Source organism: Gottfriedia sp. NPDC057991 (genome assembly GCF_042886615.1).
GTDB lineage: Bacteria > Bacillota > Bacilli > Bacillales > Bacillaceae_G > Gottfriedia.
Genome location: NZ_JBHVQN010000003.1, coordinates 1 through 21,712, shown reverse-complemented (window position 1 = coordinate 21,712; position 21,712 = coordinate 1). Strand labels below are relative to the sequence as shown.

Genomic DNA, 21,712 nt, shown 5'->3' with positions numbered 1-21,712 from the left:
TTTAGTCTTCCTCATAATCCGTTTTACATCCCTCAATCATTCACTAATTTAAACATTTCAGTAGTAGGAAAAAATTACTATTCTTTAGATTAATTACATTAATCAATATTATTTTTATTACGTACACTATTTTTAATTATCTAGCAAAATTAGTGCAAAAAAAAAATGAGCATTCACCTAAGTGAAGCTCTTAAAATGTTTCTATATCGAGAAACGGGGGATGTTCTTATTGTGCTCAATTCATTTAAATTTTATACTTGTATTAATAAAAAAAGTAAGGAGTCATGAAAATGAATTCTTTTCGTTATACAAAAATGCATGGACTAGGAAATAATTATATTTATGTAAATATGTTTGAAGAAAATTTAAGAGAAGAAGAGCTGTCTAAAATTGCAGTTGAAGTTTCAAATATTAATATAGGTATTGGTAGTGACGGAATGATCTTAATCTGTCCATCAGAAGTTGCAGATGTAAAAATGCGAGTATTTAATAATGATGGATCAGAAGCGAAAAATTGTGGTAATGGTCTAAGATGTGTAGCTAAATATGCATTTGAACATGGAATTGCAAATAATACTTCATTTAAGATTGAAACGATAAGTACAATTGTTAATGCAACAGTACATGTAGAAAATAATATTGTTAATCAAGTAACAATAAATATGGGTAAACCAATATTCCAAAGATCACAAATCCCAATGATTGGTGATGACCAGGATTTTGCTAGGGACAGAATTTTATTTGAAGAAAAAAGCTATGAATTTACAGCTGTTTCGATGGGAAATCCACATGCTGTTTTTGAAGTAAGTGATATAAAAAAGGCACCATTAACAACTTTAGGTCCAATTGTTGAAAAACATGATTTATTTCCGGAAAGCGTAAATGTTGAATTTATCGAATGTTTGCCGCATAATGAGATAAATTTCGTTGTATGGGAGCGAGGTTCCGGTGTAACTCAAGCTTGTGGAACAGGAGCTTGTGCTGCAGCAGTCGCTATGATACAAGAAGGTAAATATAAACGAGATGAACCGATAACTATTCACCTGCAAGGTGGAGATTTACAAATTACTTGGTCTACTGATGGGGATGTATGGATGAAAGGCCCAGCAGTTACAATAACAGAAGGCATATACTATACTCAAAGAGGAGTGAAATAAATGATTACAGTTACTGAACAAGCAGGATTGAAAATTAAAGAAATGATTGAAAATGAAGAAGACCAAAGTACTTTTGTTCGCTTAGGTGTAAAAGGTGGAGGTTGTTCTGGACTTTCATATGGACTTGGTTTCGATCCACAAAAAAATGATGATGACACAGAATTAGAATATCATGGCATTAAGTTTTTAATTGATAATGAAAGTGCTCCTATTTTAAAAGGAGTTGTTATTGATTTTAAAGAGTCATTACTAGGCGGAGGATTTACGATCGAGAATCCTAATGCTATTGCATCATGTGGATGTGGCTCAAGCTTTAGAACAGCAACGAATGCTGGTACACCTGAAGATTGCTAATAAGAATTTCTAATTGAAGAATTTTTTAATCAAAAATAGGATACTTTTGTATCCTATTTTTTCAATCAATCAAACTAGGCCAAATTCTCATTTGTTAATATTTTTACAAATTCAGGGTAAATTATTGAATCTTTTTTGAAATTGTGTACTATTATATAGTGTAGATATAAATTTGAATTGATTTTTTAAGAAGTTGGTTGTGAAATGGTTCACGAATTGTGTTGTATATTGTTCAATATATCACAAATGATATGGGAAAAAAGACTGCCTATAAAAAGACAGTTCGTATGATTAAAATCGATATTTTAGAACATTGAAGAACTATGTCCTGGTTGTACTTTCGCAGTTGGATCAATATATGTTTTAGCATGGTTGATTGCTGTTGGTGCTTCACCAAACCCAGAAGCAATTAGTTTAACTTTTCCATCATAAGTACAAATATCTCCAGCAGCATAAATACCTGGAATATTTGTTTCCATGCGTGAGTTAACAACAATGTTATTTTTTTCAATGTTTAGACCCCAGTTTTTAATTGGGCCTAGAGAAGAAACAAAACCATAGTTAACGATTACATCATCAACTTCGATTTTAATACGATCTTCAGATTTTGCATTTTGAAGAACAACTTTTTCAATACGTTCTTCACCAATAATTGCAACAGGGACCCAAGGAGTTGTTACTTCTACTTTAGACTTCATTAAGTTTTCAACGCTATGCTCATGAGCTCTAAATTTATCACGACGGTGAATTAGTGTTACTCTTTCAGCGATTGGTTCAAGCATTAATGACCAGTCTACAGCAGAATCTCCGCCACCGAAAACAACAACTCGTTTACCAGCAAATTTATTCATGTCATCTACAAAGTAATGTAAGTTTGATTTTTCGAATTTTTCAGAACCTTCGATTTCAAGTTTACGTGGTTGGAATGCACCGTTTCCTGCAGTGATGATAATAGCTTTTGTATAATGCTCAAAACCATCATTACAAACTAAATGGAATACTCCATCTTCACCTTTAGTAATTGTTTGAACCGATTGTTCTAAACATACGGTAGGATTAAATTTTTTCATTTGCTCTTTTAAGTTATTAATTAACTCTTGAGCTCGCACTTTTGGGAAGCCAGCAACATCATAAATGTATTTTTCAGGGTAAAGTGCAGATAATTGACCGCCAAGCTGTGGTAAACTTTCAATGATTTTTACACTAGCTTGTCTCATTCCACCATAAAAAGCAGTGAATAAACCAACGGGTCCTCCACCAATAATCGTTATATCATATACTTTTTCGTCTTTCATAAACGGAATGTCCCCCTTATGTATAAATGCATGTCTTCTACAATAGAATAATATCATATTTTATGCCGATAAAATTAAAAAAGGCCATTAAACTATTGTAGAAATCTTTAATAAAACTGGGGTGTGGATCAAAAAATACTCAATTTAGTTTAATATTTTGAGAATTCTACCGATTAGATTTATGCTTGAAATCTTACACAAAAAACTTTAATATTGTTATAGGCTAATTGTTAACATTTTGTGACAATTATTACGAAATATTTAGACAAATATCCCTATATAATCGTTTGCTCACTTATGTACTAATTTATAATGATTTAGATTGCTCACTATTGAGCTTAGTTATAAATTTAGAGATATTACAGCAAATTGTAGGTACTTAATATAATTTAAAAGGATGGTATGTATATCATGAATAAGCCTAAGATTGTAATCCTTGGAGCTGGGTATGGTGGAATTATTACTGCAACCCGACTTCAAAAAACATTATCTGCAAATGAAGCGGACATTACACTAGTAAATAAAAACAGCTACCACTACCAAGCAACATGGTTACATGAAAATGCAGCAGGTACATTACACCATGACCGTACACGTCTTGATATTAAAGACGTGATTAATCAAGATAAAATTAACTTTATTCAAGATACTGTTACTCAAATCAAACCTGAAGAGAAGAAAGTATTTCTTTCTAACGGCGAATTAGACTATGATTATTTAGTAGTTGGACTTGGTTTTGAGTCAGAAACTTTTGGAATTAAAGGATTAAAAGAACATGCATTCTCAATTGCTAACATCAATGCTGCTCGTCAAATTCGTGAGCATATTGATTACAGCTTCTCTAAATACTACAACACTCCAGTTGAAAAGCGCGAAGAGTTATTAACGATTATCGTTGGTGGTGCTGGATTTACTGGTATTGAATTTGTTGGTGAACTTGCAAACCGTGTGCCAGAATTATGTAAAGAATATGATATCGATCGTGATTTAGTTCGTATTATTTGCGTAGAGGCTGCACCTATGGTATTACCAGGTTTTGATCCTGAATTAGTTGACTATGCAGTTTCTCAATTAGAGAAAAAAGGTGTAGAATTCAAAATTGGTACAGCTATTAAAGAATGTACTGAAGAAGGAATCATCGTTGCTAAAGGTGATGTAGAAGAGAAAATCAACTCTGCAACAGTTGTTTGGGCTGCAGGTGTACGTGGAAATGCATTAGTAGAGCAAGCTGGCTTCGAAGCAATGCGTGGACGTGTAAAAGTTACAAAAGATATGCGTGTTCCTGGAAATGACGATGTATTTATCGTTGGTGACTCTGCTTTATTAATTGACGAAGCAAGTAACCGTCCATACCCACCAACAGCACAAATTGCAATTCAACAAGGATTTAATGTTGCACACAACTTAGCAGTACTAGTTCGTGGAAAAGGTGAATTAGAAGAATTCACACCAGACATTAAAGGTACAGTATGTTCATTAGGACATGATGATGCAATTGGCGTAGTTTACGGTAAAAAATTAACTGGTTGGAAAGCTTCATTTATGAAAAAAGTAATTGATAACCGTTATTTATTCGTACTTGGTGGACCAATGTTAGTTCTTAAAAAAGGTAAATTAAACTTACTATAAGCATATTAGCTCGACTTAAGTCGAGCTTTTTCTTTGTACATTATTCAAATGTGAATTGGCAGCAGGGAGTTGACATAGTTTTCAATTTTAAGTATTAGGTATAAGTGCAACTACGTCTCTGTCTTCGCCTAAAGGCTCGCCAATCGACGCGTTTTCTTTATCGTAAAGGTGGTCATAATAGATGAGTAAAAGAAGCAATGTATGGCTAGGAGTAGCTGGTTTAGTGAAAGACTCTGATGGAAGATGGTTAGTTGTAAAGAAAAAATATAGTGGCTTAAAAGGTTTATGGTCTTTACCAGCAGGTTTTGTAAAACAAGATGAAACTGTTGACCAAGCAGTATTAAGAGAGATTAAAGAGGAAACAGGCATAAATGCGAACTTAATCGGCTTAATAGGTGTTAGAACTGGTGTTATTCGCGAAGAAATTAGTGATAATATGTTAATTTTCTTATTACAGGCAAATGATACAATGATTTCGATTCAAGAAGAAGAGTTATCAGATGCACGTTTTATTTCTGAAAAAGAGCTACTAAAAGATCCAACATCTTCATTACTAATTAAATACTTAATCGAAAATCCTCCGAATAAACCAATGGATGTGGTTAAAGGTTTAAACCCAGGAGATCAATTCCAATATACTACATATCACTTTATTAAGTAATTTTTAAATAGTTTGAATTTTTTTAAAATTGACGATAGGACAAGAAGGTTTTACACTGTATATAGAAAAAATGTGGGGTGTTTTTTATATGGTGATGAGTATTCCAGTTTTACTAATTTCAATATTGTTATTTTTCGTATTAGCCTTTGGAATCGGTTTCCTAGCAAATATGCTTTTTCGAACAACTTGGTTTATGGTAGTAATCTATCCGCTATTGATTGTTATGATTGTGGACAAGATTAGTACGGTAAAATATTTTACTAATACTACTGTAGCTTTTGATACACTAAAAACAAACCTAATGGCAGTAGGAACCGGTGATATTGTTATTTTAACAGCTGGTCTAGTAGGAGCAATTATGTCAGGAGTAGTAATCCTTTCATTAAGAAAAAATGGATATCAAATGTTCTAACTTTCTCATATATGAGAAAGTTTTTTTTATAATTTTTTTGTTTTAGGGAAAGATGAAAAGATGAAAAGGAGTGAAATGATTCATTGGGTATAAATAAAAAATTATTTAGACGAGTTATTTTATCTATTTTATTCATTATTGCTTTGTTTTCTTCTTTAAAAATTCTTGCAAATATTCAAGTCGCTACTATAAAAGGCTGGTTTAGTGATTCAATCGCAATAAATAAAGTATTTGCTGAAGAAAATAAAACGATCACAAATGAGAGCATAATGATTACAATGGCAAAAAACATCGAACATAATACGAAGTGGGATAATTATAAAAAGGTAACAGTTACAGCAACTGGATATACAGCTGGAAGGGAATCGACAGGAAAAAGTCCTAAAGACCATTCATATGGAATTACTTATTCAGGTGTGGAAGTAAAGAGAGATTTATTTTCAACTATTGCAGCTGACTTGAACGTATTTCCAATAGGAACGGTATTATTTATTCCTGGGTATGGATATGGAGTAGTAGCAGATAAAGGCGCAGCAGTAAAAGGAAATCATTTGGACTTATATTATCAAACTGTTGGAGATGTATTTGAGCATTGGGGAAAGAAGAAATTAGCTGTTTATATAATAAAACAGGGATCAGGAAGATTTACTGAATCAGATCTAAAAGAATTGAATGAACAAAACTCGTTACAAGTATTTAGGCAACAATCAAAGAATCAAATTGGAGAATAGATTATGGAAAAAATAAATTATAGCTTAATCATTAATGCACCAATTGAAGCTGTTTTTGAAGTTGTTGATTCAGATGAGCATTTAAAAAAGTGGATGGAAGGTTTTATAGAGAATAAGTATGATGAAAATTTTAACAGACAAAATCCAGTTGGTCATAAGTTTAAGCAAAAGTTAGAAGAAGATGGGGAAATTCAAGAATATGATGGCGAAATCATTTCCTATAGTCCGCCAAAAGAATTGGGTATTCGATTAAAGCATACTAATTTTACAGCAGATGCGGTCTATCGCTTTTTTTCTGTTGAATCAAATCAGACCCGGTTAGATTATGAATGTAGCTTGGAAATGTCTTCAGTAGTAGCTAAAATGACGGGCTTCATACTCAGTTGGTTCACAAAACGAAATTTAGTAAAACAAATGGATCGTTTAAAAAATTACGCAGAAAAACGATTTGATGGTGTACTATAAAAACATGCCCCTTGCATTTGCAAGGGGTTTACAACGTTATAGGATATTTATTTCGAATAAAAGGAAAATCATTTCATTACCTCGAATTTAAAATATGTAAAATTTTATAATAAAATAGAATTTGTTAAACATAATCTTTTGTTCAAACAAGTATGACGAAAACAGATTTTGTTTAAAGCACGTAAGCTTTAATCGAGAGGCGGAGGAGTAATGGAAGAGAAAATGACCTTAATGCATGCTTTAGGCATGACGATAGAGTCTGTTGAAGAAGGCAAAGTAGTGATGAAAATGGAGGTAACGGAAAAAGTACATCAACCGTTTGGTTATTTACACGGTGGTGCTTCAGTTGCTCTAGCTGAAACAGTTGCGAGTGTAGGGACATTTTCGATGATTGATCAAGAAAATCAACTCGCTTTTGGCCTTGAAATAAACGCAAATCATTTACGTTCTGTTCGTGACGGTGTCGTAACAGCAATCGGAACTGCAGTACATACAGGTAAAACGACAATGGTTTGGGATATAAAAATTTATTCCGAGGATGAGCAGTTAGTTTGTATCTCGAGATGTACAGTTGCGATTAAAGATAAAAGAAATTAACATAAAGAACTGCTAAATTAGAATTGTAATTTAGTAGTTTTTTTTATGACCGTAGATATCAAACCAATGTCACTTGGATAATAGATGAGTCGAGTTTCTTAAATATTAAAATGTAATTTAAAATAATTATTTCTAAAAAGAAAAAATAGAAACTCATCAATTTTATCTTAAACTTATGGTAAAATAATTAAGTTGTGTATATAAAATTTCGAAGATAAATAGACATCCTCTATTTAAGGATTTTTGAATGAATTAGAAATTTCTTGAGATAGAGAAGAAAGGAGACATTCGATGAAAAATATATATTACACAGGCTTTAATGCACTTTTATCAATTATTATGTTTACGGTCGCCATTACATTAAACTTCTTTCAAATGACTATAAACTTTTTATCAGTATCTGGTATTCTACAACCACTTACAGATCTACTTCCAGAGAAGGAAATTAGAATCCTAACATTTCTAGGTATAGCATTTCTTTTCTATTTAGTTTTGAGTGGATTCAAATTAATTTCTGATATGATCTGGCAATTTGCTCTACTTCTATTTTCAAAGGATAATGAAGGAGTAGACTTATTAGCAACCAAGAAATATTCTTTTGTCTTTTTAATAGGTGGATTAATTGCTATCTTTTTAAATAAATCTTTAGTGTATATTGCTATTATTTTACTAGTATCAGTAATTGCATTTTTTATTTTATTTTTGATTAAGCAAAAATCTAACTATACAATTATAGGGGTCATTGGTTTTATCATGATCCAATTAATCATTTGGGGATTAGTAGGAAGCGGAGTAGTATATGGCGCATTTACAGTTTTAGCTAAATTTAAAACTTCAATGCCATTTTAAAAAAAGTAGCACTTTTGATTATCTCAAAAGTGCTACTTTTTTGTTTATAGATTAATATAATTGACCATTCACAACGATATTTTGCCAAATTCGTTGAGTAGGTGGATAAGAATAGTTTTTTGGAATTGGAATTCTTTGTTTATCATTACCAATCCACGTACCAATTGTATAATTTGAAGTTAATCCCATGAACCATAGATTCGTATTATCGTTAGTTGTACCTGTTTTACCGCCTATATAGTTAAGAGGCATATAAATATGTTTAGCAGTACCATCTTTTACTACAGAGTTTAACATGCTTCTCATGGTTTCGTTCGTTGATGGATTGTATACTCGAACTGCTTTTGGTTCATTATCGTATAGTACAGTACCATCTCTTAACGTGATTTTTTTAATGGCGGTATTTTCATAGAATACTCCATTGTTTCCAAATGTAGAATATGCATCTGTCATTTCTAATGGCGACATACCAACATTGAAGCCACCAAGTGCACGGCCAAGCTCTATACGGTCTTCATTTGTAATCGTTCTAAAACCAAACTTATCTAAGTATGAATAACCTATACGTGGTGTAAGTTGCTCATATAAACGAACTGCAGCCGTATTAAATGAGTTCTGCATAGCAGTACGTAAAGTTACATCACCGTATTCTTTCTTACTATCATTTTTAGGACAATATGTGCCTTTACAGTAGTTATCTGCGTTTACTTTTGTATCTGGAGTAGCACCAAAGGTTTCGATATATGGCGCATAAACTAGTAATGGTTTAATCGTTGAACCTGGCTGTCTATATGATTGGAACGCTCGATTTAGATTGTGAGGTTCATAGTTTCTTCCCCCAGAAATTGCAATAATTTCATGTGTATCATTTTTTACTACAACTGCAGCTCCCTGCGTACTTGTTGAGAGTGTTCCTCGATTAACTGCGCTGACAGTCACTTGTTGAACCGATGGACTTAAGCTTGTATAGACTTTTAAGCCTTGATTTTGTAAATATAATGCTCTTTCTTGAACAGTTTTTAATTTTTTTAATTCAGTTTGTTGTGCTGCTGAAAGTTTGCTAGTATTAAATTTTCCTCTTTTACCAGCTAAAATACTTTTCAGTTCAGAATCAACGTAAGAATAGTAATCAGGATATTCCTGTGTTTTACTATCTTTCTTTAGCGTGATTTTTTCTTTCATTGCAGCAGTATACTGTTGTTCAGTGATTTTCCCCTGATCTCTAAGAATACCTAAAATTCTTTCTTGACGCTTTTTAGCATTATTAAAGTTTTTCAAAGGATCATATAAAGTTGGGTTATTCGGAATTGTACATACGAAAGCGGTTTGAGCAATACTCAAATCTTTTGCCGATTTGCTAAAATATGCTTTACTTGCAGCTTCAATTCCATAGTTTCGATTTGCAAAATAAATTGTATTAATGTACATTTCTAAAATTTCATCTTTAGAATATTGCTTTTCAAGTTGTAAAGAGATTTGAATCTCTTTTATTTTGCGTTCGACTGTACGCGCTTGAGTTAAATATAAATTTCTTGCAAGTTGCTGTGTAATTGTACTAGCTCCCTGTTCTATTCCACTATTCGAAACATTCACCATAAATGCCCTAGCAACTCCAAATAAATCAATACCCTTATGTGAATAAAAATATCGATCTTCGGTAGAAATAAAGATATCTTTTACTAGTTGCGGAATATCTCCGCTTTTTAAATTAATTCTATTATCACCAGAAGCAGGAATATAAAAAGGATTATTATTTCGATCATAAAAAACACTGTTCTGTGATAAAGAAACAACAGGTAGTTCTTCTACCTTCTTTTTGGGAATATGTTTTGAGGTCTCATATGCCATCATAGCTTGCTGAGATGTGAAATAAAAGACAAGAAAGCTTATTATAATAATAATAAATCCAATAATTTTTTTCATAAAAGCCCTCTATATACTTTCTATTTATTAATTCGTTTAAAGAAATAATTAAACGAACGATATTATTTTAACACGATTTTTCATCTTGATGGGTATCTTATGTTATTTTTTACACAAATTGGTTGTATTAATAAAATAAGGAATAAAGTTGAAAATAGGAAATTTGTCTTACTTGAATATTCATTAATCATATAAGACAATAAGTAAAAATCAGAAAATTTATTTTTCTGGAGGTGAGGAAATGAAAGAGCAGTTACTGTTTATTGATTTTGAATTTACAATGCCCGATGGAAAATCAAAAGGAATTAAATTTTTTCCGGAAATCATTGAAGTTGGTTTTGTAAGTGTCATTAATGATGAGATTAATCAAACATATTCTTCATTTGTTAAACCGCTGCAGTTTCCAACGTTATCCTCAAGATGCAAAAGGTTTCTAAATATTTCTCAAGAGAATGTTGATCATGGGATACAGTTAAAAGAACTTGGAGAAATATTAAATGAAGCGACGAAAAACTATCGAACTACGGTAATTACTTGGGGCAATATGGATATGAGAGTACTAAAACATAATTGCGAGGCTGCGAATATTTCATTCCCAATTAATGGGGAAGTAAGAGATTTATGTCTTGAGTATAAAACCTTCTTCGGTAACCAAAACCAAACTGGCCTTTGGAACGCAATGAAAGAGTATGGAAAAGATGGAACTGGAAATCACCACAAAGCACTAGATGATGCATTAACGACATATCATATTTATAAATTAGTAGAAAAAGATAAGCAATATATGAAAAAACCTGCTCCAGCGACTTTAGGAGACTTAATTGATTTTTCATTATTAAAGAAAAGAATATCTTCATACTAAAAACCAATTGATTTTAAATCAGTTGGTTTTTATTTTGTTGAAAGAGGAATTTGTTAATTAAATTGTTGGATGTATCATTGATAAGTAAGTTGTGCCTATTGATTTCCACTACAGGGTGCTTCAGCTCATGCCCCATGGAAAGCGAGCATCCCGAAGTGGAAATCAACAACAGAATACTTAATTATCAGTGGAAAATCTTTTGACCATTACCTCATTTTACTTTGATTATTTTAGAATACTTTGTATAATTGGCAGTGGGAGTGATGGGACTATGATGGAGTTTTTATATTTTCCTGAAGATAAAACAGAGTATATACCTGCCGTTATTTCATTAATTATTTTTATGATTGGTGCATTTATTACTTTTTATTTAATTAAAAAGGCATCGCTGAAAGAAGAAAAGCGTATAACAGAATTAATGGAATCAAAAGAAAAAAAATCATTACGTGAATAAAATAATTCAAAATGGGGACTTACTAAGGAAGGTCTCTTTTTTTTGGAGTTACATCACATTTTCATCACATTTTTGTGATAGATTGTTTTTGTGAATTTATTAGCTACATTAGACTAATTCAGATCTGTTTAACAAAGCGCGTTTAAAACATTAATCTTATCGATCTAAAATGTAAGATCTGTTTACTTTAGCAGAATCTTAGGAGGAAATACATATGAAAAAATTTTTAAGTCTATTAATTGTAAGCATTATGATTACTGCAGGATGTTCTAATGAGAAGAAGAAGGAACCCGTAGTTGAAAAACCTGTTGATGTAAATATACTTCTGCCGACATCTGATATTAATTTAAATAAAGAAATTACAATTCGTGCTGAAGTTAGTCAAAATAATAAAGCGGTTTCTGACGCAGACGAAGTTCAATTTGAAATTGGTAAAAATGGTGAGGATAGTATCGCCATGCTTGATGCAAAAAATGGTGCAGATGGTATTTATTCAGCTACATACAAATTTATTGATCCGGGTGATTATTATGTCATTGCCCATGTTACTGCTAGGGATCAACATTCAATGCCTAAAAAGGATTTTAAAGTTCAAACTACTACCTCAACTAGTAATAGTAATGGCGAAAAGAGTGAACATGAAACTCACAGTGGAGATGAACATCATGGCGATGTAATGATTCATTTAATGGGCACTGAAAATATTGATGCAAATAAAGAAAATCTTTTTACGATTCATCTTATGACGAATGATGGTAAACCACTTGAAAAAGCGAACGTGCGAATTGAAACATGGAAAGATGAGCAAGGAAAGCATGACTATACTGATGCAAAAGAAGTTGCACCGGGTGAATATGAAGTTAAGTATACATTTAAAGAAAAAGGAACAAATACAGTAAAGGTTCATGTTGAAAAAGAGGAATTACATGACCATACTGAAAAAGAGGTTACAGTAAATTAAATAATAACGAAGGCTATCCTATCTTTGATGAATAGAAGGATAGCCTCTTTTATATAAAGCTAGAAGTCAAGAGCTACAGACTGATCTCGCTTTTATGGGGGTGAATATTTTGAGAAAGATTTCGATCTTCAGCACGATTTTATTTTTCTTATTTTGTACTGGCTGTGTGTCAAATAATATGTCACATATTCAGGATTCGGAAAATGTCCTTATTTCAGTAAATAAAAAAGTGGGAAGTTTAACGTTCCTAAATTTAGATGACTTACATAAAGTAACAGATTGGAATTTAAATAGAGATGTAAGTGGAGCAGTATTTTTACAAAACGGAGAGGATATTGCGGTATATCATCCAACAAATCCAAAAATAGATATTTATCATCTATCAACAGGGGACCATGTCGATAGTTGGAATGCTGGTACTGGTATTACTAATATAATTTCTTTAAAAAGTAATCGGGTGATTGCTGTAACGAATGGAAAAAAGAATAACATTACATTTTTTAATCGTAAGGGTAAGATTCTTAAAACAATTAAAATAGGTAGAAATCCAATTTCTATGGTTGAAGATACGATTCATCATAAATTATATGTTAGCTTGTTTAACGAGAGAAAAGTGATTGGTATTAACTTAAGTAGTTTTAAAATCGAACAAACAATTGAAGTGCCGAACACATCAGTAGGCTTAATTTTAAACAAAGATTCATCTGAACTATTTGTTGGGGGACATGGAAATGGTGAAGAGGAAAATGAGTACGTAAAGGTATATTCTACTAATACTGGTAAGCAAAAAAAGTCTCTTCATACTCCTTTAATGCCTATTTCGTTTTTTCAAAATGAAGATGGATTGTTTACAATCGCCCATGGTACAAATCAAATTTATAAGCTAAATCCGAATGTAGTTAATCAGACTAAGTTTATAGAAGTTGGATCGAATCCATATACAGCTATTGGCTTTAAACATACTGCTTATGCAGCTAGCTATGATTTAAACAAGTTGTACCAAATAAATACGACAACGATGAAAATTGAAAAAGAAGTTGCAGTAGGAAGAGGACCTTTTCAATTATTGTTAAGAGAGGGCATTCGACATGATTGAAAGAAAGATATTGATTGTTGATGATGAACAAGAAATTTGCCAATTGGTTGGAATGTATTTAGAAAATAGTGGATATAGTTGGGACGAAGCAAACAATGGTGAGATCGCATTATCAAAAATAAGTCAATCAAACTATGATTTATTAATTTTAGATATAATGATGCCCATAATGGATGGATGGACCCTTTGTAAAAAGATTAGAGAAACATCAAATGTGCCTGTGATTTTCTTAACAGCAAAAGGTGAAGAGTGGGATAAGGTAAATGGATTGAAAATGGGAGCGGATGATTATATCGTAAAGCCTTTCAGTCCAGGGGAATTAATTGCAAGAGTAGATGCGGTTTTAAGAAGAACAAAAAATACGGATGCTTCCGTTTTACAGATTGGGCAAATCAAAATAAATGAAAAGTCTAGGAATGCTTTTGTATCGGACAAACCTTTATCACTTACTTTAAAAGAATATGATTTGCTTCTCTTCTTTTGTAAGAACCAAGACCACGTTTTTAGCCGTGAGCAAATTTTAGAAAAAGTTTGGGGTTTTGATTATTTCGGTACGGCTAGAACAGTCGATACACATATAAAAACTTTAAGAATTAAATTAGGACAGGATGCAGATTATATTTCTACCGTTTGGGGTGTAGGGTATAAATTTGGGATAAACGGATGTGGAAATTGATCTATTCGTTATCGTTTTTACAAAAGCTTTGGTTAACGATTTGTTTAATCGTACTCTGTACTACAATCTTTTTCTTTTTAATGTTTCAGTTTGCATATAAGCAATTATATGTTTCATATGTTCGCTCCACGTTAATCCAAGAAGGTAAAAGTTTAGTAAATCATTATCATAAAACGAATAATGTAAATGATTTTTCAGAATTTGTTTCAAAATTTGATGCTGTTTCAAATGCTAATGTTTTATTTATTAGTAATCCAAGAGATTTAAGTGCATGTATCCCCTATAATGTAAGCCATGAATCTTTCATTACTGAAGATGACCGTGAAACATTATTAAAAGGAAAAGTGATTACGAAGACAGGATTTGAAAAAAGGTTTAAGCATCAAATAATCGGTGTTGTTGTTCCGGTTGTAAAAAAAGAAAAACTTGAAGGGATTATTTATTTACACTTACCTTTAAGGAGTGTTACTGAATTAATCCAACAATCAAAATGGATCTTTACGATTAGTACATTGCTATTTGCTTTCATTATTCTTTTGATTGGCAGAAGTATAATAAAACAAATGATTAAGCCTTTATCAAGAATGGAGCAAATATCTTATAAAATGGCAAATGGTGATTATACTGAACGTATAAACTACATTAGTGGGGATGAAATAGGAAAACTAGCTACTGCGTTTAACTCAATGTCTGATTCTTTACAAAAAGAAGATGAAAATAGAAAAGAGTTTTTAGCCAATGTTTCTCATGAATTAAGAACGCCGTTAAGTTATGTTAAAGGATATAGTGAAGCAATTTTAGATGGCGTAATAAAGCAAGAGCAACAACTAAAATATGTTGGTATCATTCAAAAAGAGGCTAGTCGGATGCAAAGATTAGTTAGAGATTTACTTGACTTGGCCACACTAGATGGTCAGCAATTTCCACTTAATCAAGAACCTAACGTAATTGCCCAGCTAATTGAAGATACAATCGAGACATATTCCCAGATACTCATTGAACGTAATATTAAAATTCAAAAAAATTTAGATGAGACGATTATCGCAAATGTTGACCCAGATCGTTTTCAACAGGTAATCCACAATTTACTTGATAACTCAATCCGTTACACGCCTTCAGGTAAAACAATTTATATTTCATTATTTCAAGATAAACAAGTCACATTGGAAGTTTTAGACGAAGGAAAGGGGATCCCGTCTGAAGAGATTCCACATTTAGGAGAAAGATTTTATCGTGTTGATAAAGCAAGATCTAGAAACGAAGGTGGAACCGGATTAGGACTTGCCATCGTAAAGCATATTATTGACCAACACAATGGTAAGATAAAATTTATGAATATTGATGGCAAAGGTTTGAAGATTATTATTACTTTACCGATATTTGAAATATAAAAAATGTGAAAAAGAGTCCCAATTCGAGACTCTTTTTCTTATACAAAATTTGATATACGTTCATAAATATGTTCAGGAATTTCTTCCGGAATTAAGTGTCCTGCTTCTGGATAAGTATATAAAGTTGAGTACCTTAAATCACGATGCAATCTTTCGCCTACTTCTAATGGAACTACTTTATCTTTTTCGCCCCAAATTAAAAGAGTAGGTACAGATATATTCTGTAAATCTGAAGGACTTAAATCACCTTCTCGATCACGAATCATCTTTGTTAATGCTCTGAAAATTTCATCTTGCAAAAAAGGTTCCTTGTATCCGTTTATCATCTCATCATCGATTAACTTCTGATCATGAACAACTGAAATTAGGGAATTCATAATACCTTGTTTAGCTAAATGCCTTTTTATATATAGATAGAAAAAAGGAAAATAAGATGAAATTATTAAATGTGGATTGGCCCTTCCTAAATACCCCGAACTACATAATAAAATCACTTTTTTAACAAGTTCCGGTTCTTTTTTCGTTACATATAAAGCAATTTGCCCACCCATAGAATGTCCGACTAAATAAATGTTTTTCAAATTTAAATGATTTACAAGAGAGATAACGACATTCGCAAAGTTATCATACGAATATTTAAAATTTAAATGTTTTCCACTTTTACCAAACGGGGGCAGGTCAATTACGACAACTACATGATCTTTTGAGATAAAAGGGATTAGTCTTCGGAAACTGAAGCAAGATGATAAAAAACCGTGAATTAATACAAATACTTTTGAATCTTGCTTATTGCTATTATGGTATCCGTAAAGTTCATAATAAACATCAAGTCCAGAAACCTTATATGTCGACTGCATTGTTCCAGAATGATTCATCATCCAAACTCTCCTTTAAGTTTTTGGATTATTATGTCCAAACGGAAGGAATACATTCTTTATCTAAGTAATACTCTGTATGTCACCATATGATATGCAAAAGGCTAAAATACTTTTAAATTATAAGTTTTTCGTCAATTCTAATAGAGACAAGTATTTATTTAAAATAATTGAAATAGCCCAACCTTTAAAGTGACTATAATAAGTAAAGGGATTTTAGAGAAGTGCCATTTATGAGTAGTAAGCAAACTTTAAAAGTTGGTCTGTGTGTGCTAAAATTTAGTTAGTGGAATTGAACGAAAATTAGGAGTGTTTTGAATGGCACAAAACTACAATATTGGAAAAGTTTACACTGGTAAAGTAACAGGGATTCAAACGTATGGTGCCTTTATTTCACTTGATCACCAAACACAAGGACTAGTACATATTTCCGAAATTATTAATGGATATGTTCGAGATATTCGAGACTATATTTCTGTTGGGCAATTAGTAAATGTACGTGTACTGTCTATTGATGAGATGACAGGAAAAATAAGTTTGTCTTTAAAAGGAGCAAGTATCGATCAAGGATTTAATGGTGAAGAGAACTTAAAACATGCAGCTAGACTATTAAGAGAGCTTAAACCAGATGGATTTAGCACCCTGCATAAAAAATTAAATGAATGGCTTCGCGTTGAGATGAAGAAAGAAAATATGACGAATTAAAAAGGAAGGGGATTACCCTTCCTTTTTAATGTTAGAAAAGTAAAGATACTAAGGAGACTAATTACGTCTGCAATTTATCTTACTTCATTTGTTTCAGGATGTGTCCCTAGCTCTTCTGAAGGTTTAAATAATAAGCCAAGGTTAATTAATCCTGAAATACCAACGATACCATAAATAATTCGAGCAAAAGCAGAATCTGCACCACCAAAAATTGCTGCAACTAAATCAAATTGAAAAAATCCAATTAATCCCCAGTTTATAGCTCCAATAATTGTAAAAATAAGTGCAATACGTTGTAATGTACTCATATAGGTTAACCTCCTTTTTATGACCTTCTATCATAGCTTTCCTCATTTATTTTTGTTTATGTACCTAAAAATAATTATTAGAAGAATTGTCTTTTTAATTTTTGTTAAAAATTTCACATAAATATAATTCCATTTACTTGCTTTCAATTATTTAATTAGGTACATTGTAAAGGTATTACAACTATTTAAGGAGGTTTGATGTATGACTTCTCATATTAAATTTGACTATTCAAAAGCAAATATGTTTTTTCAAGATCATGAAATATCTTATTTAAGGGATGCAGTGAAATTATTTCACCATACAATTCATGAAAAAACAGGCGCAGGTAGCGACTTTCTAGGATGGGTAGAGTTACCTAATGACTATGACAAAGAAGAATTTTCTCGAATTCAAAAAGCAACAGAGAAAATTAAATCAGATTCAGACGTTCTTTTAGTAATTGGTATCGGTGGATCTTATTTAGGTGCACGTGCTGCAATTGAAATGTTACAACACTCATTTTTTAATATTGCTTCTAAAGAAGAAAGAAAAGCACCTCAAGTTTTCTTCGTAGGAAATAATATTAGTTCTACATATATGCATGATTTAACTCAAGTTTTAAAGGATAAGGATTTTTCAATTAATGTTATCTCAAAATCTGGGACAACTACTGAACCAGCTATTGCATTCCGTATATTTAGAAAGCTGTTAGAAGAAAAATATGGTGTTGAAGAAGCGAAACATCGTATTTATGCTACTACTGATAAAGCACGTGGAGCATTAAAAACTGTTGCTGATGAAAAAGGATATGAAACATTTGTTATTCCTGACGATGTAGGTGGACGTTATTCAGTATTAACTGCAGTAGGTTTATTACCGATTGCTGCAGCGGGTATTGATATTGAACAAATGATGAAGGGTGCACAAGATGCATATAAAGAATATAACTCTTCAGAATTAGAAGATAATCAAGCATATCAATATGCAGTTGTTCGAAACGTTTTATACAACAAAGGTAAAACAATAGAGATGCTTGTTAACTACGAACCATCATTACAATATTTTGGAGAATGGTGGAAGCAATTATTTGGAGAAAGTGAAGGGAAAGACCAAAAAGGTATCTATCCATCTTCGGCAAACTTCTCAACGGATTTACATTCTCTTGGACAATATGTACAAGAAGGTCGACGTGATTTATTTGAAACAGTTTTATTTGTTGAAAATCCTCGCCATGAATTAACAATTGAACTTGAGGATAACGACTCTGACGGATTAAATTATCTTGCTGGTAAAACAGTAGATTTTGTTAATAAAAAAGCTTTTGAAGGTACGATATTAGCTCATGCTGATGGTGGAGTACCAAATCTAATTGTTTCATTACCAAAATTAGATGAGTATACTTTCGGTTATACAGTATACTTCTTTGAACTAGCTTGTGCGATGAGCGGATATTTACTTGGAGTAAATCCTTTTGATCAACCAGGTGTTGAAGCATACAAGAAAAACATGTTTGCATTATTAGGAAAACCAGGATTTGAAGAACTAAAAATGCAATTAGAAGAACGTTTAAAATAATATTAGACATAAGGACCGTTGTTAAATTGACTTTAACAACGGTTTTTTTATTGAAATTAAAATTAATATTCATGTTTTTACTTAATAAGAAAATACTATTGAAAAAGGAGGAGGAAAGCATGTATCCTTTAAAATCAAAATTAGAAAATGCAATATTTCCGCTTAATGACATTGAGGGGAAATTAAAAAATCATGGATTTGTAATTGGAGCAAACTGGGAATATGATCATGGGAGTTTTGATTTATTAATGCGAGATGATGACGGGTACCAATATTTAAGATTACCCTTTAATGTTACTTCAGGTTCGTTAGATATGAACGGAGCAGTTATACAATTTGAGACTCCCTTTTTATTGACGCATATTTATAATGAGGGGCTTGATGATAATATTGGTTATGAGGGAAATTTAACTGGATCATTAAACCAGTTCCAAGAACCAATTGAAAAAGATGGAAAAGTTCCTAGAAAATATCAAATAAAAGGGTTTGAAATTCTTAAGAGTATTGAAGATGAACTTTTATAAAAAAATGAGCAGGTTTTAGAACTTTGTCTATCAAAAAAGAGCCAAATCCTTTAGATTGGCTCTTTTTTAATAGAAACAATTATTAAGTAAGTAAGATAAGAAAATCTTCTTTTGCAATCTTAATACTTTTATCGGGTCTGATGATTGTTTGTTTATCACGAATGATTCCAATAATCATTTTATCGTTGTTTAATTCTTCAACTACAATATCGAAATAAAATTTTCCAATCATTTTTTGTTCAACTTCCAATATTTTTACTGTAAAGGTTTCTAATTGATTTGTTAACTTAAGAACTACATCTGAATATCCTCTATGCATAATCGAACCTGACATTACAAAGGAAGTCAACAAATGCGCCTCAATTATTTCATTGGCGCCAGCTCGATTTGCATTAATTACTTGATTTTTGGTTAAGATTTCTGCGATACAGTTAATTGATTGGTTAAGACCCTTCGTTGCGATGATTGTTAAAATTGTTTGCATATCGGCATCTTGCTCATTTTTATTTTGATCAGCTGTAATTAAGATTGTATTGGCAAACTTTATATTTGCTTTTTCTAAAACTGAGTCATTAGCGGCAGAGCCTTTTACAAAGTGCACCTTTTCTAAATCAGGAGGTAATAACTCTAAACTTTCATCAATTAATACAATATAGACTTGGTTTGAAGATGCACGTAGTTGTTTAATAACATTTTTAACTCGTTCATTCCAACCTACTATTATAATATGGTTCCTTTTTGTAAACGAAAGTGCACCTCTAAAATCCGCGTCCTGGTTCCTAAAAGTCTGTGCCGTGAATGAAATCATATAATAAGAACCAAATCCAGTACCAAGTAAAATTAAGATAACTGCAAAAAAACGTCCAACTGGAGATAGAGGTACGTAATCACCGTAACCTACTGTAAATGTAGTTACTATTGACCACCACATACCGTCCCAAATGGTTGGAAAAGTAAATGGCTCAGCGAAATGGATGATTGATCCGAAAATAGCAATCAATGATAATAAAATTAAAGTAATTTTAAATAGTGTATAGGATTTAAAATAGATAGGTTGGTTACGAAATACTTTCAAGCTTATACCTCCATCGCAATTTCGTAACACTTATTTTTACCAATAAGTAATAACTTATCACTACTATATACTTTCTATTTCAATTCCACGGATGTTTTCTATTTGTTCAATATCATAATAAATTTCTGTCGTTCTTCGTTTGTTAAACACTAATAATTTCATTTGGACATAATGTTCATCATTATTTAATCCTTTTATTTTAATGTTTTTAACTGTAATATCCTGAGCTGTTATCTGATCAATGACAATATTTATATTTTCGCTTCCTAATACTGTTAGCTTCAAACTTATATCTCTTTCTTTTAATCTTTTAGGACCGAGCTTGTTAATTAAATAGGGAATTAATTCTACGCTTATTATTAATAACCCTACGCCTGCAAAAGCTTCGACATAAAAGCCAGCCCCAACAATTATTCCGATACCCGATGCACCCCAAATCATAGCAGCTGTTGTTAACCCCGCAATTGTATCATTACCTCTTCGGAGAATTACACCAGCCCCAACGAAACCGATTCCTGATACTATTTGAGCCGGTAAACGTAAAGGATCCATTGTTATATTTAAATAATCACTTCCATGAAATGAAAAAGCTGAACTAATAGAAACAATTGTTAATAGGCAACTCATTATTGAAATAACAAGGCATGTCTTTAATCCAAGAGGTTTTCGTTTTAACTCTCTTTCTAACCCGATAACGGAACCTAACATTGCTGATATTAGTAATTTTATGAGGATATCTGGTTGTAGATCCATTTTCTAAACCCCTTTTCTATATAGTTTATGGCTAATTCGACATTGCGTATTACACTTCCTTCGTACTATATATAATTTTTTTTATCTTTTTTTAAAAAAAGTGAAAAAAGGGCTTGTCATAATCTAGATGGGGTGTTATATTTATATACGTCGCCAAGATGGTTCGACAAAAACGAAATGAAGTAATAAAAAAATAAAAAAAATGTTGACTCGCTGACAAAGAGATGTTAATATGAAAAAGTCGCAAATGACGCGATAAAGTGAACTTTGAAAACTAAACAAAACATGAAGTAAACGTCAATTATTAGTTTTTTTGAGCAATACAAGATTTAAACTTAACTTTTATGGAGAGTTTGATCCTGGCTCAGGACGAACGCTGGCGGCGTGCCTAATACATGCAAGTC

The 21,712-nt window shown here is 31.8% G+C and carries 24 protein-coding genes and 1 rRNA gene; 19 read left to right on the top strand and 6 right to left on the bottom strand.

The genetic code is table 11. From position 1 onward, the window contains the following. The first annotated feature begins 290 nt into the window (after positions 1 to 290). A complete protein-coding gene (gene dapF, locus ACFVR2_RS11635; RefSeq protein ID WP_387361832.1) occupies positions 291 to 1,157 on the top strand; it encodes a diaminopimelate epimerase in 867 nt (288 codons plus the stop codon). Continuing rightward, complete coding sequence (locus ACFVR2_RS11630; RefSeq protein ID WP_387361830.1) at positions 1,158 to 1,511, top strand: HesB/IscA family protein; 354 nt, start codon at positions 1,158 to 1,160, stop codon at positions 1,509 to 1,511. Positions 1,512 to 1,816: 305 nt separating this feature from the next. Here ACFVR2_RS11630 and ACFVR2_RS11625 read toward each other — a convergent pair whose 3' ends face one another. After that, complete coding sequence (locus ACFVR2_RS11625) at positions 1,817 to 2,806, bottom strand: NAD(P)/FAD-dependent oxidoreductase (protein ID WP_387361828.1); 990 nt, start codon at positions 2,804 to 2,806, stop codon at positions 1,817 to 1,819. Positions 2,807 to 3,217: 411 nt separating this feature from the next. Here ACFVR2_RS11625 and ACFVR2_RS11620 point away from each other — a divergent pair, with 411 nt between their 5' ends. The 7 genes from ACFVR2_RS11620 to ACFVR2_RS11590 all read left to right on the top strand — a co-directional run bounded on the left by ACFVR2_RS11620 (position 3,218) and on the right by ACFVR2_RS11590 (position 8,150). After that, on the top strand, positions 3,218 to 4,435 hold the full coding sequence (locus ACFVR2_RS11620; RefSeq protein ID WP_387361826.1) for an NAD(P)/FAD-dependent oxidoreductase: 1,218 nt from the start codon (positions 3,218 to 3,220) through the stop codon (positions 4,433 to 4,435). Positions 4,436 to 4,616: 181 nt separating this feature from the next. Then, positions 4,617 to 5,096, top strand: coding sequence for an NUDIX domain-containing protein (locus ACFVR2_RS11615; protein WP_387361824.1), 480 nt, complete (start codon positions 4,617 to 4,619; stop codon positions 5,094 to 5,096). 94 nt (positions 5,097 to 5,190) lie between these two features. Beyond that, positions 5,191 to 5,508: a YuiB family protein gene (locus ACFVR2_RS11610; protein ID WP_387362769.1), complete on the top strand. Its 318-nt coding sequence runs from the start codon at positions 5,191 to 5,193 to the stop codon at positions 5,506 to 5,508. Between the two features lie 83 nt (positions 5,509 to 5,591). Next, positions 5,592 to 6,239, top strand: coding sequence for a 3D domain-containing protein (locus tag ACFVR2_RS11605; protein WP_387361822.1), 648 nt, complete (start codon positions 5,592 to 5,594; stop codon positions 6,237 to 6,239). Between the two features lie 3 nt (positions 6,240 to 6,242). Continuing rightward, positions 6,243 to 6,704 carry an SRPBCC family protein gene (locus ACFVR2_RS11600; protein ID WP_387361820.1) on the top strand — a complete coding sequence of 154 codons (462 nt, stop codon included), beginning with the start codon at positions 6,243 to 6,245 and terminating at the stop codon, positions 6,702 to 6,704. A 210-nt stretch (positions 6,705 to 6,914) separates the two neighbouring features. After that, on the top strand, positions 6,915 to 7,301 hold the full coding sequence (locus tag ACFVR2_RS11595; RefSeq protein ID WP_025671788.1) for a PaaI family thioesterase: 387 nt from the start codon (positions 6,915 to 6,917) through the stop codon (positions 7,299 to 7,301). Between the two features lie 291 nt (positions 7,302 to 7,592). After that, on the top strand, positions 7,593 to 8,150 hold the full coding sequence (locus ACFVR2_RS11590) for a DUF5366 family protein (protein WP_387361817.1): 558 nt from the start codon (positions 7,593 to 7,595) through the stop codon (positions 8,148 to 8,150). A 51-nt stretch (positions 8,151 to 8,201) separates the two neighbouring features. Here ACFVR2_RS11590 and ACFVR2_RS11585 read toward each other — a convergent pair whose 3' ends face one another. After that, positions 8,202 to 10,073, bottom strand: coding sequence for a transglycosylase domain-containing protein (locus ACFVR2_RS11585; RefSeq protein WP_387361815.1), 1,872 nt, complete (start codon positions 10,071 to 10,073; stop codon positions 8,202 to 8,204). 241 nt (positions 10,074 to 10,314) lie between these two features. Between ACFVR2_RS11585 and kapD the strand changes: the two genes are divergently transcribed. The 6 genes from kapD (at position 10,315) to ACFVR2_RS11555 (ending at position 15,513) form a co-directional block, all read left to right on the top strand. Next, entirely contained in the window at positions 10,315 to 10,935 is a 621-nt protein-coding gene (gene kapD, locus ACFVR2_RS11580; RefSeq protein ID WP_387361813.1) for a 3'-5' exonuclease KapD, read from the top strand. Between the two features lie 271 nt (positions 10,936 to 11,206). After that, positions 11,207 to 11,389, top strand: a complete 183-nt coding sequence (locus ACFVR2_RS11575) for a hypothetical protein (protein WP_069034802.1) — start codon at positions 11,207 to 11,209, stop codon at positions 11,387 to 11,389. A 214-nt stretch (positions 11,390 to 11,603) separates the two neighbouring features. Beyond that, entirely contained in the window at positions 11,604 to 12,350 is a 747-nt protein-coding gene (locus tag ACFVR2_RS11570; protein ID WP_387361811.1) for a FixH family protein, read from the top strand. A 109-nt stretch (positions 12,351 to 12,459) separates the two neighbouring features. Then, positions 12,460 to 13,446, top strand: coding sequence for a YncE family protein (locus ACFVR2_RS11565; RefSeq protein WP_387361809.1), 987 nt, complete (start codon positions 12,460 to 12,462; stop codon positions 13,444 to 13,446). Beyond that, positions 13,439 to 14,122 (top strand): response regulator transcription factor, encoded by a 684-nt coding sequence (locus ACFVR2_RS11560; protein WP_387361807.1) that lies wholly within the window; start codon positions 13,439 to 13,441, stop codon positions 14,120 to 14,122. The genes ACFVR2_RS11565 and ACFVR2_RS11560 overlap by 8 nt, the downstream gene beginning before the upstream one ends. Beyond that, a complete protein-coding gene (locus tag ACFVR2_RS11555) occupies positions 14,110 to 15,513 on the top strand; it encodes a sensor histidine kinase (protein WP_387361805.1) in 1,404 nt (467 codons plus the stop codon). The genes ACFVR2_RS11560 and ACFVR2_RS11555 overlap by 13 nt, the downstream gene beginning before the upstream one ends. A gap of 38 nt (positions 15,514 to 15,551) precedes the next feature. Here the strand turns inward: ACFVR2_RS11555 and ACFVR2_RS11550 are convergent, their stop codons facing one another. Further along, a complete protein-coding gene (locus ACFVR2_RS11550) occupies positions 15,552 to 16,388 on the bottom strand; it encodes an alpha/beta fold hydrolase (protein WP_387362767.1) in 837 nt (278 codons plus the stop codon). A gap of 318 nt (positions 16,389 to 16,706) precedes the next feature. Between ACFVR2_RS11550 and ACFVR2_RS11545 the strand changes: the two genes are divergently transcribed. Beyond that, positions 16,707 to 17,093: a CvfD/Ygs/GSP13 family RNA-binding post-transcriptional regulator gene (locus ACFVR2_RS11545; protein WP_335413601.1), complete on the top strand. Its 387-nt coding sequence runs from the start codon at positions 16,707 to 16,709 to the stop codon at positions 17,091 to 17,093. A gap of 74 nt (positions 17,094 to 17,167) precedes the next feature. Here the strand turns inward: ACFVR2_RS11545 and ACFVR2_RS11540 are convergent, their stop codons facing one another. Further along, positions 17,168 to 17,401, bottom strand: a complete 234-nt coding sequence (locus ACFVR2_RS11540) for a DUF378 domain-containing protein (protein WP_056468643.1) — start codon at positions 17,399 to 17,401, stop codon at positions 17,168 to 17,170. Between the two features lie 202 nt (positions 17,402 to 17,603). Between ACFVR2_RS11540 and ACFVR2_RS11535 the strand changes: the two genes are divergently transcribed. Both ACFVR2_RS11535 and ACFVR2_RS11530 read left to right on the top strand, forming a co-directional pair. Next, positions 17,604 to 18,956: a glucose-6-phosphate isomerase gene (locus ACFVR2_RS11535; RefSeq protein ID WP_387361802.1), complete on the top strand. Its 1,353-nt coding sequence runs from the start codon at positions 17,604 to 17,606 to the stop codon at positions 18,954 to 18,956. 119 nt (positions 18,957 to 19,075) lie between these two features. Further along, positions 19,076 to 19,480 carry a YugN family protein gene (locus ACFVR2_RS11530; RefSeq protein ID WP_387361800.1) on the top strand — a complete coding sequence of 135 codons (405 nt, stop codon included), beginning with the start codon at positions 19,076 to 19,078 and terminating at the stop codon, positions 19,478 to 19,480. Positions 19,481 to 19,562: 82 nt separating this feature from the next. Here the strand turns inward: ACFVR2_RS11530 and ACFVR2_RS11525 are convergent, their stop codons facing one another. Continuing rightward, positions 19,563 to 20,555, bottom strand: a complete 993-nt coding sequence (locus ACFVR2_RS11525) for a potassium channel family protein (protein WP_387361798.1) — start codon at positions 20,553 to 20,555, stop codon at positions 19,563 to 19,565. Between the two features lie 63 nt (positions 20,556 to 20,618). Beyond that, positions 20,619 to 21,308, bottom strand: a complete 690-nt coding sequence (locus ACFVR2_RS11520) for an MgtC/SapB family protein (protein WP_387361796.1) — start codon at positions 21,306 to 21,308, stop codon at positions 20,619 to 20,621. 341 nt (positions 21,309 to 21,649) lie between these two features. Between ACFVR2_RS11520 and ACFVR2_RS11515 the strand changes: the two genes are divergently transcribed. Next, positions 21,650 to 21,712 (top strand): 16S ribosomal RNA (locus ACFVR2_RS11515); the annotation flags it as partial.